The organism is Paraburkholderia sp. BR13444, assembly GCF_040948755.1.
GTDB classification, from domain to species: Bacteria; Pseudomonadota; Gammaproteobacteria; order Burkholderiales; family Burkholderiaceae; genus Paraburkholderia; species Paraburkholderia youngii.
Genome location: NZ_JBFPKM010000023.1, coordinates 14,270 through 28,020 on the forward strand (window position 1 = coordinate 14,270; position 13,751 = coordinate 28,020).

11 protein-coding genes are annotated in these 13,751 nt (G+C 62.7%); 3 read left to right on the forward strand and 8 right to left on the reverse strand.

Going from position 1 to position 13,751, the window contains the following annotated elements; translation table 11 throughout:
* Nucleotides 1–27: 27 nt before the first annotated feature.
* The 7 genes from AB3X95_RS36230 to glyA form a co-directional block, all read right to left on the reverse strand.
* A complete protein-coding gene (locus AB3X95_RS36230) occupies nt 28–1,011 on the reverse strand; it encodes a CoA ester lyase (RefSeq protein WP_368623776.1) in 984 nt (327 codons plus the stop codon).
* 56 nt (nt 1,012–1,067) lie between these two features.
* Nucleotides 1,068–3,908 (reverse strand): phosphoenolpyruvate carboxylase, encoded by a 2,841-nt coding sequence (locus AB3X95_RS36235; RefSeq protein ID WP_368623777.1) that lies wholly within the window; start codon nt 3,906–3,908, stop codon nt 1,068–1,070.
* A 49-nt stretch (nt 3,909–3,957) separates the two neighbouring features.
* Nucleotides 3,958–4,863, reverse strand: a complete 906-nt coding sequence (gene sucD, locus AB3X95_RS36240; protein ID WP_176125240.1) for a succinate--CoA ligase subunit alpha — start codon at nt 4,861–4,863, stop codon at nt 3,958–3,960.
* An 11-nt stretch (nt 4,864–4,874) separates the two neighbouring features.
* Entirely contained in the window at nt 4,875–6,062 is a 1,188-nt protein-coding gene (locus AB3X95_RS36245) for a malate--CoA ligase subunit beta (RefSeq protein WP_176125239.1), read from the reverse strand.
* 61 nt (nt 6,063–6,123) lie between these two features.
* Nucleotides 6,124–7,080, reverse strand: coding sequence for a D-2-hydroxyacid dehydrogenase (locus AB3X95_RS36250; RefSeq protein ID WP_368623778.1), 957 nt, complete (start codon nt 7,078–7,080; stop codon nt 6,124–6,126).
* Between the two features lie 82 nt (nt 7,081–7,162).
* The gene (locus AB3X95_RS36255) at nt 7,163–8,410 is read right to left on the reverse strand and encodes an aminotransferase class V-fold PLP-dependent enzyme (RefSeq protein WP_176125237.1); all 1,248 of its coding nucleotides are present in this window, start codon (nt 8,408–8,410) and stop codon (nt 7,163–7,165) included.
* 44 nt (nt 8,411–8,454) lie between these two features.
* A complete protein-coding gene (glyA, locus tag AB3X95_RS36260; protein WP_368623779.1) occupies nt 8,455–9,777 on the reverse strand; it encodes a serine hydroxymethyltransferase in 1,323 nt (440 codons plus the stop codon).
* Nucleotides 9,778–10,078: 301 nt separating this feature from the next.
* Here glyA and AB3X95_RS36265 point away from each other — a divergent pair, with 301 nt between their 5' ends.
* Together AB3X95_RS36265 and AB3X95_RS36270 are read left to right on the forward strand one after the other, a co-directional pair.
* Nucleotides 10,079–11,002 (forward strand): LysR family transcriptional regulator, encoded by a 924-nt coding sequence (locus AB3X95_RS36265; protein WP_176368168.1) that lies wholly within the window; start codon nt 10,079–10,081, stop codon nt 11,000–11,002.
* A 39-nt stretch (nt 11,003–11,041) separates the two neighbouring features.
* A complete protein-coding gene (locus AB3X95_RS36270) occupies nt 11,042–11,455 on the forward strand; it encodes a dihydroneopterin aldolase (RefSeq protein WP_176383687.1) in 414 nt (137 codons plus the stop codon).
* Nucleotides 11,456–11,484: 29 nt separating this feature from the next.
* Here AB3X95_RS36270 and AB3X95_RS36275 read toward each other — a convergent pair whose 3' ends face one another.
* The gene (locus tag AB3X95_RS36275; RefSeq protein WP_368623780.1) at nt 11,485–12,456 is read right to left on the reverse strand and encodes a LysR substrate-binding domain-containing protein; all 972 of its coding nucleotides are present in this window, start codon (nt 12,454–12,456) and stop codon (nt 11,485–11,487) included.
* 133 nt (nt 12,457–12,589) lie between these two features.
* Between AB3X95_RS36275 and AB3X95_RS36280 the strand changes: the two genes are divergently transcribed.
* On the forward strand, nt 12,590–13,738 hold the full coding sequence (locus AB3X95_RS36280) for a fructose-1,6-bisphosphatase (RefSeq protein ID WP_368623781.1): 1,149 nt from the start codon (nt 12,590–12,592) through the stop codon (nt 13,736–13,738).
* Nucleotides 13,739–13,751: the final 13 nt, after the last annotated feature.

The following is a 13,751-nucleotide window of genomic DNA, read 5'->3' on the forward strand; positions in this document are numbered from 1 at the left end:
TTTGCCACGGCCCACGCACCTGGATCGCTAACGGCTGCTGTCGTTGCCGATCGCGCTGGCCGTCGCGAGCAGCGCCTCGGCCATCCGGATGCTGGCGGCATCGATCAGGCGGCCATCCAGCGATACCGCGCCTTTGCCCTCCTTCGCGGCCTGCGCCATGGCGTCCATGATGCGGCGCGCCTTCGTCACTTCCGCTTCGGCGGGCGTGAACACCTGGTTCGCGTGTTCGATCTGCGACGGATGAATGGCCCATTTGCCTTCGTAGCCGAGCACGGCGGCGCGGCAGGCTGCTGCAATGTAGCCATCGGGGTCGCTGAAGTCGCCGAACGGTCCGTCGATGGGACGCAGACCGTACGCGCGGCAGGCGACCATCATCCGCGTTTGTGCGGCATGCCACTGATCGCCCCAGAAGTAGTCGCGTTCGCCGCGCTCATTCTTATCCGCGAGCACGCCGTAATCGCGATTCACGCCGCCGATCACCGTCGTGCGTGCGCGCGTCGAGGCCGCATAGTCTGCGACGCCGAACGACAGGGCTTCGAGCCGCCGGCTCGACTGAGCGATGCTCTCGACGTTCGCCATGCCGAGCGCGGTTTCGATCAGCACCTCGAAGCCGATCCGTCGTGTGCGCTTGCGTGCCGTTTCGATCTGCGTGACGAGCATGTCGACGGCGTACACGTCGGCGGCCACGCCGACTTTGGGGATCAGGATCATGTCGAGGCGCGGGCATGCCTCGACGATATCGACGACATCGCGATACATGTAATGCGTGTCGAGTCCGTTGATGCGGACCATCATCGTCTTGTTTCCCCAGTCGATGTCGTGGAGTCCTTCGATGATGTTCTTGCGTGCGTGCTCCTTGTCGTCCGGCGCGACGGCATCTTCGCAGTCGAGGAAGATGATGTCCGCGGCCGAACGTGCGGCCTTTTCGAACATCGCGGTGTTCGAACCGGGGACGGCTAACTCGGAACGGTGCAACCGTGCTTTGGCCTGCTCGATGACAGTGAAACTCATAGTGAAATCTCCTGGGTTGTCCAATGGGCGCGGCGCGCGGACCGGCGCAAGGGCGCTCAGCCCGTCGCGCCGAAGCCTGACGCAATGCAGTTGATGGAAAGCAGCAGGGGCACCTGATAGGCCCGGCGCTGCCGTTCGGTCTCCGCCGTGCGGTAGAGGCGCAGCAGTTCGATTTGTTGCCGGCTGATGAGATCGATGGCGGGCGCGCGCCGCAGCAGGCGGGCGCTGAACTTCGGAAAGCGCGTGCCCAGGCCGGCCGAACCCGTGACGGCCTGCACCATCTTCACGGTGAGCCGGTATTCGGCTTCGACTTGCGAAAAGATCGTGTCGCGGATGTGGGCATCCTGCACGAGGCTCGCGTATTCGCGCGCGATAACCAGGTTCACCTGTGCCAGCGTTTTCTCGACTTCATCGATGACGAGCCGGAACACCCGTGACTCGTCGAACATCCGCCGCAGCAGTTCAGCGCCGCGCTCTTGCCGTACCGCGAGAAAGCCCTCTATCGCGCTGCCGACGCCGTACCAGCCAGTGAGCGCATGCCGGTTCTGCGCCCATGCGAACACCCACGGAATCGCACGCAGATCCTCGAGGCTCTTTGCGCCAAACCGGCGGGCAGGGCGCGAGCCCATGTTGAGCATCGACAGTTCTTCGAGCGGACTGGCGGCCTGGAAATACGCAAGCATGCCAGGCTGTTCGATGAACTTCACGTACGCTGCCCGCGACGCGCCGCTGAGCGCTTCCATCGCCTCGTCGAATTCGCCCTTGGGCAACAATGCGTCCTCCCGCTCGGACTTCATCGTATGTTCAAGCACGCTCGATGCAAGCAATTCGACGTGATACTGCGCCGTGCCGCGATTCGCATATTTGAACGAGACCACTTCACCCTGTTCGGTGACGCGAAAACGTCCATTGACCGAACCGGCGGGTAGCGCGGCGATGGCGCGGCCAGCGGGAACGCCGCCGCGGCTCACCGATCCACCGCGCCCATGAAAAAACGCGATCGTGACGCCAAGCTCGTCGCCAACCCGCTTGAGCTTCGTTTGCGCCTTGGACAGTTCCCAGTTGCTGGCGAGAAAGCCGCCATCCTTGTTTGAATCGGAGTAGCCGATCATGACTTCCTGCACGCCGCCTTGCGCGCGTATGCTGCGACGGACCATCGGCACTGCCAGCAACTCGCGCAGTATCTCGGGTGCCCGCCGCAGGTCGTCGATGGTTTCGAGCAGGGGCACGACGGGCAACGTGCAGCTCTCGGTGCCGAGCGAGTCGGAAAAGAGGCCGGCTTCCTTTGCCAGCAGATAGACGCCGAGCACATCGCTCGCTCGATGCGTCATGCTCAGAATGAACGCGCCGAACGCATGACGGTCCACCCGTTGACGCATTTCGAGCACCGTACGGAACATCTGCAGTGTCTCCGCTTCGTCGGGCGGCAGCGATTCGAAACGGCGGGTCCTTTGCGCTTCGCTCTCCGAGGGCTTTCCCAGTTCGCCGATCAGCCAGGCTTTCCATTCGGGCGAGTCGCTCGCGGGCGGTTCGCCCGCGGTCCCGCATGTCGCGCGCCACAGCGCGCGCAGCGTTTCCCCGATGACCGTCGTGTTCTGGCGCAGGTCGAGTTGCACGGTGCTGAAGCGAAACGTCTCGACTTCATGACGCAACGGCCGCACGAGCATCCGTGCGAGCTGCTGGCTTTGTGTCGCGAGTAGCGCCTGCTCGATCACGAGCAGATCGGCCGCCAGATCATCCGCGCTCGCGTATGCGGCCGGAACCGGCGAACCGTGGCTCGCCTGATTGGTGTCGGCGAGCGTCGCATCGAGGCGGCGCAGGATGCAGGTCAGGTATTGCCGGAACAACTCCCCAGGATTGCGCGATGCGATCGGCCCGGGTTCGCCGCTGCGCGTCAGCGCGCGAGCCAACGCTGCGTGGAAACTGTCCGGTACGGGCAGCGCTTCGGACGTGATGCTCAGCATCTGCGTCAACTCGACGAGACGTAGCCGGTATCGCTTGAGAGACGCAGCCCGGTGCTCGTGCAAGGTGGCGCGTGTGACGCTGTCATCGACGAATGGATTGCCGTCGCGGTCTCCGCCTATCCACGAGCCGAACTGGAAAAAGCGCGGCATGTCGAATCGCTCGCCCGGATAACAACGCTCGAGCGCGCTCTGCAGCTTATCGATGAGTTGCGGCACGGCTTCGAAAAGCGTTTCGCCGAAGAAGTGCAGTCCCCATGCGACTTCCTGCGCAACGGTGGGCTTTTCAAGCCGCAATTCGCCGCTCATCCACAAGAGCTCGATGTCGTTGCGGAGCGCGAGGACGAGCGTATAGCGCTCTCGCGGCGTCCAGCGCGGCGATTCGAGTTCCATTAGACGCCGGTAGATGCGCCGGTGGCTTTCGAGCACGGTGACTCGCTTCGCTTCGGTCGGGTGAGCCGTCAGCACCGGCCGCACTTTCAGATGGCTCAACGCGTGGCGTACTTCGGCGGCGGGGACGCCGGCGCCGGCGACTTCGGCGATGACCCGTGCAAACGAGTCGGGCAGCCGGTCGTAGCCGCCTTTGATCTCGATCTCGCGGCGCCGGCGCATTGCGGTGCTCTGCTCGGCGATGCTGAGCAACTGGAACCACATGCCCTGGGCTTGCAGCATGCGTCGCAGGACGACGCGCGCGGTGCGATCGTTCATCCGTTCGTGCATCAGTTCGCTCATCGACTCGTGTGCGGACTCGCCGCGCAAAGCACGTTCCACCTCGGGCTGACGGGCGCGCGCGACGTCGCACAACAGCTGCGACAGGAGGTCGATCACTGCGTGCTCATAGTTCTCCGCGCTGAGTGTGGGCAAGGACGCCGAGGCCGTTGCGAGCTTGTGCAGCCCGTCGTCGGCGGTGTGTCCGAGCGCATGGAGGGGGCGCACAGTCTCGACGCGCGGCGAGTCGGACTGTGTGTCTGTGCCATAGCCCCAGTCAGGCAACGCGGCGCGTGACATTTTGTTCGAGCACAGAAGCAACCGTGGAACCCAGGTCGGACGCGCTGGGCGCAACCGCGAGGCCGTAGGACTGCATGATTTGCGCTTTTTCGGCCGCGCTGTCGCCCGCTGCCGAGATGATGGCGCCCGCATGTCCCATGCGCCGTCCTTTGGGCGCGGTCAAGCCCGCTACATAGCCGACGACAGGCTTGGTCATATGCTCGCTGACCCACCTGGCCGCTTCGGCCTCTTGCGGCCCGCCGATTTCCCCGATCATCACGACAGCCTCGGTTTCGGGGTCCTGCTCGAACAATTTCAGGTGGTCGAGAAACGAACTGCCGTTGATCGGGTCGCCGCCGATGCCCACGCTCGTGGTGACGCCGAGGCCGAGCGCATTGAGTTGCGCAGCGGCTTCATAACCGAGCGTGCCCGAGCGCGAGACGATGCCGACATTGCCGCGGCGGTAGATATGGCCGGGCATGATGCCGAGCATCGCGCGTCCCGCGCTGATGATGCCCGCGCAGTTCGGACCGACCACCATGGTGCGGGTCTCCTTCGGATAGCGAAGGAGATAACGCTTCACGCGCATCATGTCCTGCGCCGGAATGCCGTCCGTGATCACACAGACGAGTTTCAGGCCCGCGTCGGCGGCTTCCATGATGGCGTCGCCGCAGTAAGGGGGCGGCACGAACACGAGGCTCGCAGTTGCGCCTGTTTCGCTCACGGCGTTTTTCACCGTGTCGAACACGGGGCGCTCGAGGTGATGCTTTCCTCCCTTGCCAGGAGTCACGCCGCCGACCACGTTCGTCCCATAGGCGATCATCTCTTTCGCGTGGAATGAGGCCTTGTCACCTGTAAAGCCCTGTACGATGACGCGAGTGGTTTCGTCGATCAGGATGCTCATGTCGGTAGTCCTTATCTGTGGTTCGCCGCGCGGCGCGCACGATGCGCTTTCGAGGCCTCGACGGCCTTTTGCGCCGCTTCCAGCAGCGAATCTGCTGTGATGATGGGCAGGCCGCTGTCCTTGATGATGCGTCGCCCCGCCTCGACGTTGGTCCCCGCGAGGCGTACCACGAGAGGCACCGTCAGTCCCCGGGCCACCCGTACGACGCCTTCGGCGACCCAGTCGCAACGATTGATGCCGGCGAAGATGTTGACGAGCACGGCCGACACGTTGCCGTCCGAGAGCACGAGGCGAAACGCGGCCGCCACGCGCTCGGGCGATGCGCCGCCGCCGACGTCGAGAAAGTTGGCGGGCTCGCCCCCGGCATATTTGATCGTGTCCATGGTGGCCATCGCGAGCCCGGCGCCGTTGATGATGCAGCCGATATCGCCGTCGAGCCCGACATAGTTCAGGCCAAACTGAGCGGCCTCGGCCTCACGGGGATCCTCCTGCGTCGGGTCGCGCATCTCCGAGACGTGCGGATGCCGGAACAGGCCGTTGTCGTCGAACGATATCTTTGCGTCGAGGGCAATGACGCGATCGTCATCGGTCACGACGAGCGGATTGATTTCGACCATCGTCGCATCGAGGTCACGAAATGCCCGATATGCGCCCATGATCGCGGACACCGCGCGGCTCACCTGCTTGATGTTCAGGCCAAGTCCGAAGGCGAGTTCGCGCGCCTGGAATGGCTGCAAGCCGACGGCGGGCTCGACGACTGTCTGGAGCACGGCTTGCGGGTTCGTGTGCACGACCTCTTCGATATCCATGCCGCCGTGCGCGGAAACGATGACGCGCACGCGTTCGGCTTTGCGGTCGAGCACGATGCTGAGATAGATTTCCCTTTCGAATCTCTCCGCGACCTCGATGTAGACACGCTCGACGATCTTGCCATCCGGTCCCGTCTGCGCCGTCACGAGGCGCTTGCCGAAGAGACCGGTGGCCGCTTCATGCACGTCGTGGTAGGTCTCGCATAGCTTGATCCCCCCCGCCTTGCCGCGCGCGCCGGAGTGGACCTGAGCCTTGACGGCCCAATGCCAGCCGCCGAGTTCCGTCGCGCAGTACACGGCCTGGTCAGGGGTGTAGGCGACCGCGCCGCGCTGGATCGGCACGCCGAACCCTGCCAGCAGGTCCTTGGCCTGATATTCGTGAATGTCCATATCGGTGTCTCCGGTGGTTTGCGTCGTTTGCGTTGCGAGGTTGTGCGTGGTCCCGTGGCGCTCAGACCACGAGGTTGCGGGGTTCGCCGCGCGCGAATGCCTCGATGTTCTCGATCAGCTGGTCGGCGAGGAACTGCATGGCATTGCCGGAAGCCCAGGCGACGTGCGGGGTCAGGATGAAGTTGGGCAAATCGAGCTCGAGCAGGGGATTGCCCGCGACAGGCGGCTCGTGGCTCAGCACGTCGAAGCCGGCGCCCGCGATCAGTCCTTCGGTGAGTGCAGTGGCAAGCGACGCCTCGCACACGAGCCCGCCTCGTGCCGTGTTGATCAACAGAGCGCTACGCTTCATGAGGCGCAGCTCGTCGAGTCCGATCAGGTTGCGCGTGGCGGCGGTGAGCGGCGCATGCAAGGAGATGACGTCCGACGTGCGCAGCAGCGTGTCGAGCGAGACGTATTCGAGGTCCGGCGAGCGGGGGCGCTTCGCGTCGTGAGCCGCGAAGACGACACGCATACCGAAGGCCCGGGCAATCTGTGCCGTTGCCTGGCCCAGAGCGCCGCCGCCGATGATGCCGAGCGTCGAACCGTGCAGGTCATGGATGGGATGATCGAAGAAGCAGAACTGCTTTGCCTGTTGCCAGCGCCCGCGCGACACGTCGCTGCGGTAAGCGAGCAGGTTGCGCCGCAACGCGAGGATCAGTGCGAAGGTATGCTCGGGCACCGTATGGGTCGCGTAGTTGCGAATGTTCGCGACCGCGATGCCGCGCTCGCGGCAGTACTCGGTATCGACACAGTCGTAGCCTGTCGCCGCCACCGCGATCATCCTGATCGACGGATGCCTTTCGAGCACGTTGGCTCGCAGCGGCACCTTGTTGGTGATGGCGATGGTCGCGCGTTCGAGCCGATGCCCGACCTCGTGCGACGACGTCGACGCGAACTGGACCCACCCATGTTCGAACGCCGGGCGACGGACATCGGCGTTCAATGTCGATCGGTCGAGAAAGACGATTTCGTGTTGCATGATGTCATTCCTGCCATAGAGTGATCGGAAGGATTGCGATCTGGCGCGCCTCGGCCTGAAGATTTCATCGAGACCGCCGCAATCAGGCCGCGGCGACACGGCGCAGCGCCGGCTTGGCGACGGGGTCTGCCGCGGCTTGCGTGTGGGTGCGCCAGTACTGTCCGGCTGCACCCACGCCGCTGCCCGGGCAAACGTCGATACCGGCATCGAGCATCGCCATCTCCGCGCCCGCTATCGCGCTCATCAGCATCAGTTCGTTCAGGTCTCCGAGGTGGCCGATGCGGAATACCTTGCCGGCGACCTTCGAGAGCCCGGCGCCGAGCGCGAGGTTGTAACGGCGAAAGGCCGTGTCGATGACCTGTGCGGCGTTGAACCCTTGGGGCACGACGATTGCCGAGACCGTGTCCGAGTGCCACTTTGGCGCCTTTGCACACAACTCCAGACCCCAGCCTTCCGCGACGGCGGCGCGCACGCCAGACGCGAGGTAGTGGTGGCGTGCGAAGACCCGGTCGAGACCCTCGTCGAACAGCAGATCGAGTGCTGCGCGCAGTCCGTAGAGGAGTGACAGCGCAGGCGTGTAAGGGAAGTAGCCGGTTGCGTTGGCGCGCACCATATCGGCGAGATCGAAGTAGCAGCGGCGCGATTTCGCCTGCGTAATCATCTTCAGCGCCTTCTGGCTCACACACAGGATGCCGAGTCCCGCAGGCAGCATCAGACCTTTTTGCGAGCCGGTTACGGCGAGATCCACGCCCCATTCGTCCATGCGGAAGTCGATGCAGCCGATCGAACTCACACCGTCCACGAACAGCAAGGCAGGGTGGCCCGCGTCATCCATCACGCGGCGCAGTGCGCGGATATCGCTCGTCACGCCCGTCGCAGTTTCGTTGTGGCAGGCGAGGATGCCCCTGATCGTGTGCTGGCGGTCCGCCTTCAGGATCTCGCCGATCCGTTCGACGGGCACGCCTTCGCCCCAATCGACATCGAGAATTTCCACGTCGAGTCCGAGACGCTGCGCCATATCGGCCCAAAGGTGGCTGAACTGGCCAAAGCGCGGAACGAGAACGCGGTCACCGGGCGAGAGCGTGTTGGTGAGAGCCGCTTCCCACGCGCCCGTGCCTGACGACGGAAAGATGAAGGGCTGGCCGTCTGCCGTCCGGTAGAGCGTTTTCAGATCGGAAAGCAGACCATGCGCGAGTTCGGGAAACTTCGTCGAGCGGTGATCTTCCATCGATACGACCATCGCGCGTTGTACGGCGTCGGGAATGTTCGTCGGACCGGGGACTGCGAGGATGTTACGTCCCGGAATGCGCGTGACTGGCGTGTTTGACATGACTGTCTCCTTGGGTAGTGGTCGTGAGAAATCGTCTGGAGGTTTCAGTGCGCGGTGCGCGCAGTTGCGGCCGATGCGTCGTCGTTCGCAGACGCGCCGGGCGTCGTCGCGACGGGCCCATCGCGATAGACCGGAAACTTCGCGGTGAGGGCGAGCACGGCGTCGGCTGTGCGACGGATGACGAGATCGTTGGCAGGCGCATCCAGCACGTCGGCGATCAGATGGGCAAGCTCGCTCGTTTCGGCTTCGCGCAGGCCGCGTGTCGTGATGGCAGGCGAGCCGATGCGCACGCCGCTCGTGACGAACGGCTTTTGCGGATCGTTGGGAATGGCGTTTTTGTTGACGGTTATGAGTGCGCGGCCAAGCGCGGCTTCGGCCTCTTTGCCAGTCACATTCTTCGCGCGCAGGTCGACGAGGAACACGTGTGAGTCGGTGCGTCCCGACACGATGCGAAGGCCGCGTTGCTGAAGCGTTTGCGCCATGACTCGCGCATTCAGGAGTACCTGTTGCTGGTATTGACGGAATTCGCCGGTCATCGCTTCGCGCAGGGCGGCCGCCTTGCCCGCTATCACGTGCATCAGGGGGCCGCCTTGGATGCCGGGAAAGATCGTCGAGTCGATCGCCTTCGCCGCTTGTGCGTGGGCGAGAATCAGCCCGCCACGTGGCCCGCGCAGCGTCTTGTGAGTGGTGGTGGTCACATAATCTGCAATGCCGACAGGGCTGGGATAGAGTCCCGCCGCGATGAGACCGGCATAGTGCGCCATGTCGACGAGCAGCGTTGCACCGACGCTGTCGGCGATCTCGCGAAAGCGTTGCCAGTCAATCACGAGCGAATAGGCTGACGCGCCTGCGACGATCATGCGCGGGCGATGCGTCTGCGCCAGCTTGCGCACTTCGTCGTAGTCGATGACTTCCGTATCCGGATTCAGGCCATACGACACCGCATTGAACAGCTTGCCGCTCACGTTGACGGAGGCGCCGTGCGTGAGATGCCCGCCATGCGCGAGCGACATGCCGAGAATCGTGTCGCCCGGCTTGAGTGCGGAGAGATACACGGCCTGATTGGCCTGCGAGCCCGAGTGGGGCTGAACGTTTGCATATTCGGCGTTGAACAACTGCTTTGCGCGGTCGATCGCGAGTTGCTCGACCAGGTCGACATGTTCACATCCGCCGTAGTAACGCCTGCCCGGATAACCTTCCGCGTATTTGTTGGTCAATTGCGACCCTTGCGCTTCCAGCACGGCGGGCGACGCGTAGTTTTCGGATGCGATCAGCTCGATGTGGTCCTGCTGGCGCTGAGTCTCGCCTGCGATGGCCCGATGCAGCTCAGGGTCCGTCACCGCAATCGTGTTTTTGTAGCTGAACATGGCTGAACCTCGCTTTAGTGGAGTCGTTCACTCGGCAACCCGCGCGTTCCCTTGCCGCTTTGCTGCGGTCGGCTGGTTGGCATTCCTGTGAAACGATCGTAGCGCCATGCACGCGGAAACACTCATTCGGCTTACTTATTCGACCCATAACCCTGCATGCGAGCCTTGCAGGACGGGCTTTTCGCCTTGCGGAGTACCTCTTCATGGGCATTGCGCGCCCAGGTCCGGCTGATAGAGTTGAGGCGTGAAATCAGGCCGCTTCGAGCGTGCGGCCCAGGCATTCGGGAGGCAATGAAAAGCGATGCTGCATCTGACTTTGCGCCAGTTACAGGTATTCGAAGCGAGCGCGCGGCATCTGAGCTTTTCGCGCGCAGCCAGGGAGCTTCACCTGACTCAGCCAGGCGTTTCGTCGCAATTGAAACAGCTCGAAGCGATCGTCGGTATGCCGCTGTTCGAACAGGTCGGCAGGCAGGTGTTTCTGACCGCGGCCGGCAAGGAGCTTTACAACCATACGCGGCTGCTTCAACAGCAACTGTCCGTCCTCGAAGAGTCGCTCGACCAGTTGCGCGACACGAAGCAAGGAAAGCTGAAAGTGTCCCTGGTTAGTGGCACGGCCAACCCGCTAGCACTGCAGTTGATCGCGAAATTTACTCGCGCGTTTCCTGGCGTGACGGTGAGCCTCTCGGTAGGAAATCGGGAGTGTGTTCTCAACGAGCTTGCCACCAACGAAACGGACGTCGCGATCATGGGGGCCCCGCCTGAAGGACAGGGTCTGGTCGCTGTGCATGTGGCGAGCAATCCGCTTGTGATGATCGCGCCACCCGATCACCCGCTCGCACGGGAGCGCCGCATCGCGTTGAGCACGATCGAACGCGAAACCTTTCTCATGCGTGAGTCGGGTTCGGGAACCCGCCGCGCGGTAGAGCGCTTCTTTGCCGAGCATCGCATCAATTTGCGGCCCGGGATGGAAGTGAGCAGCAATGAGGCCATCAAATGGGCCGTGCAGGCGGGAATGGGACTGTCTGTCGTCGCGCTCGCAACGATAATGGCCGAATTGGAAACCTTGCGACTGAAGGTGCTTGACGTCGAGAACTTTCCGATCCTCCGGTATTTGTATCTGGTGCACAGAGAATCCAAGCAGCTTTCTTCAGCCGCGTCCGCGTTCAGGGAGAGCCTGATGAGTGGGGCGCAAGAGGCGGGCGAGCGCGTCGCAATGCAAGCCTAGGCTCCGGAGTTCCCGCGACCATAGCGAAAAGGAAACCACATGAATATGATCGACAAAAACCTCGCGGCGAGGCCCTACCTCGCTTCGTCGGGGATGGACATGATCTTTATCGAAGGCTTTCAGGGCGATACCGTCATCGGGATAGATCCCGATGAACTGACTGCGCTGCAACCCGTGCGAATCGACTTGTGGGCCGGGGTGCCGCATAGCCACGCATGCGATACGGACGCTATTGCCGACACGATCGACTACGGCAAGGTTCATGAGGCGCTGCAATTGCAACTCGTGCACCACAGGGTGAAATTACTGGAGGCGCTGGCAGAGTCGATTGCGCAGATGCTATTGGCCGATTTCAACGCGCATTGGGTGCGCATTTCAATTGCGAAGCCAGCGAAGTTCGCAAACGTCAAGGCTGTCGGCGTGACTATCGAGCGCACCATACGATGGCCGTAAGCGGCACATCGGCTCGCCTGGTTCTCGCGTCATATCTGCACGAAGGGGCGGGCGGCCGGGTCATGAGGGGTGAGGTCGGCGAACTGGCCTTCGAGCCACGCACCAGACTTCTCGATCAAAAAACGGCGGAACGCCACGCAGGTCGGAGACATCCGCTTCGCCTTCATGTGAACCACGTGCCACACACGGTTAATGGGCGTGCCGTTGACATGCAGGACTGACACTTCGCCCGTCAGCAGTTCGAGCCGTAACGTATGCAGCGGCAACAGACTGACGCCGATGCCAGCGGCCACCGCCTGCTTGATTGTTTCGTTGCTGTCACAGGTGAGGGTGCGGGCTGGAGTGAAAAGATGATGGCGAAACATTTCGCTCGCGACGCCCTCCGTATCGGAACCTGGCTCACGCATCAGAAACGTCTCGCTGCGCATTTCGTGCAAGTCGAAGCATGCCGCGTCGATAAAAGGATGATTCGTGCTCGCGACGACGACATGCGGGTTGTACGCGAGCGGCTCGCTGTGCGCATCGAGCTCGACGGGAGGCGGGCCCATGACGGCGAGGTCGATCTCATTGTCCTGCAACTGGCGCAGCAGTACATCGCGCTTGCCGATTGAAAAGCTGATATTGACCTTGGGTTGACGTTCCACATAGCGCGCAATCTGGCGAGGAATGAAATAGCGGGCCGTGCTGACGATTCCGATGGAGATATTGCCCCCATCCGCCGATGAAAGGCAACGCATCGCATCTTCGGCATCCTTGATGTCACCGAGAATCCGCTTTGCGTGGTGAGAAAGCGTCGAACCGGCTTCGGTCAGGGCAATGCGCCTGCCGATGCGCTCGAATAGAGGCACTCCAATCGCCTCCTCGAGCTGCTTGATCTGCATTGAGACGGCGGGTTGGGTCAGGTGCAGGGTGTCCGCGGCGCGGGCGAAGCTCTCGTATTGAGAGGCGGCAGAGAAGATCTGCAACTGACGTAGCGTGAGATTGCGAAGGAGATTGAGCATGATCGGCACTCCTGGATGCGACAGATAAGCATCGCTTAAAACGCAAGTAAAAACATTTGAATTTTCCCCGAGTATGCGCTGGCTTACCGTTCTAGTCAGCAGTCCTGGCGAGCAATGGACGATCGAGGTAGCGATGAATGCACGAATTGAATCAGCTGAGCATGCGCAGGCGGTTGGCGCAGGAAATCGACGCACCGCGGCGATCGTGACCCAACCGACGCTGCCGGTTTTTCTTGCGGCCCACCTCGGCACCGGCCGCGAGCAAGCGCTTGCCATCGAGCAGGATCCGCATGCCGTCTCGCTGCGTAACGTTCTTCAGGGCATTGCGCAAGCGGCGAAGATCATTGCGGCGCGTATCGCACAGGGTACGATCGTCGATTCGCAGACGCTACAGGTGGCGAGCGCCTCGCCAGATAGCGGGTCGTGCCGTGATGCCGCGAAGGAAGCCTTCATCGCGTCGAGCGAGTGCAGGGCGCAGAAAGCGGGCATTGTGCTGCATTGCGAGCAGGCGCGGCATCCTGCGGTGGCAGGGCCATATGTGCTGTTTGCCAGTTCGCTCGATAGTGTGGCCAATATCGAATCGAACGTTGCGCTCGGAACCGTATTCTCGATACGGCAGACAGAGGCGCGAAGCCATGACGGTGACTGCGAGATCGTCGGCACGAAGCAGATTGCCGCTGGCTACGCTCTCTACGGTCCTTCCACGATGCTGGTGATCACCGTCGGGCGCGGCACCCATGGGTTCACGCTTTGCCGTCAACGGGACGAATTCATGTTGACGCATCACGCAATGCGCATCCCCGAACAAGGCCCTGTGGTCGCCATCAATTGCAGCAATGAGCGCTCGTGGGAGCGGCCTGTGCAGCGTTATGTGAACGAGTGCCGTGACGGAAGCGCGGGCGTGCGCCAGCGCGATTTCGACACACGCTGGAACGATTCGTTGGCGGCCGATGCGCACCGCACGCTGATGCGCGGCGGCCTGTGTCTTTTCCCGTGCGAAAGGCGCCGGGGGCCCATTGCGACACGTCAACCGTTGCTATATCAGGCGCAGTCGCTCGCCTGGATCGTCAAACAGGCGGGCGGACTTGCCAGCTCGGGGCGTGCACGGATATTCGATGTCGACGCCGATGCGCATGCACTCACGCCGCTATTCGTCGGCAGCCAGCATGAAGTCGAGCGTATCGAGCGATACCACTGGGAACACGATCGAGGCGAGGACACGCCATTCACGTCACCGCTTTTCAACGAGCGCTCCCTGTTTCGCCCGGAAGCACGCGTGTAGATGGGGGTGGGAG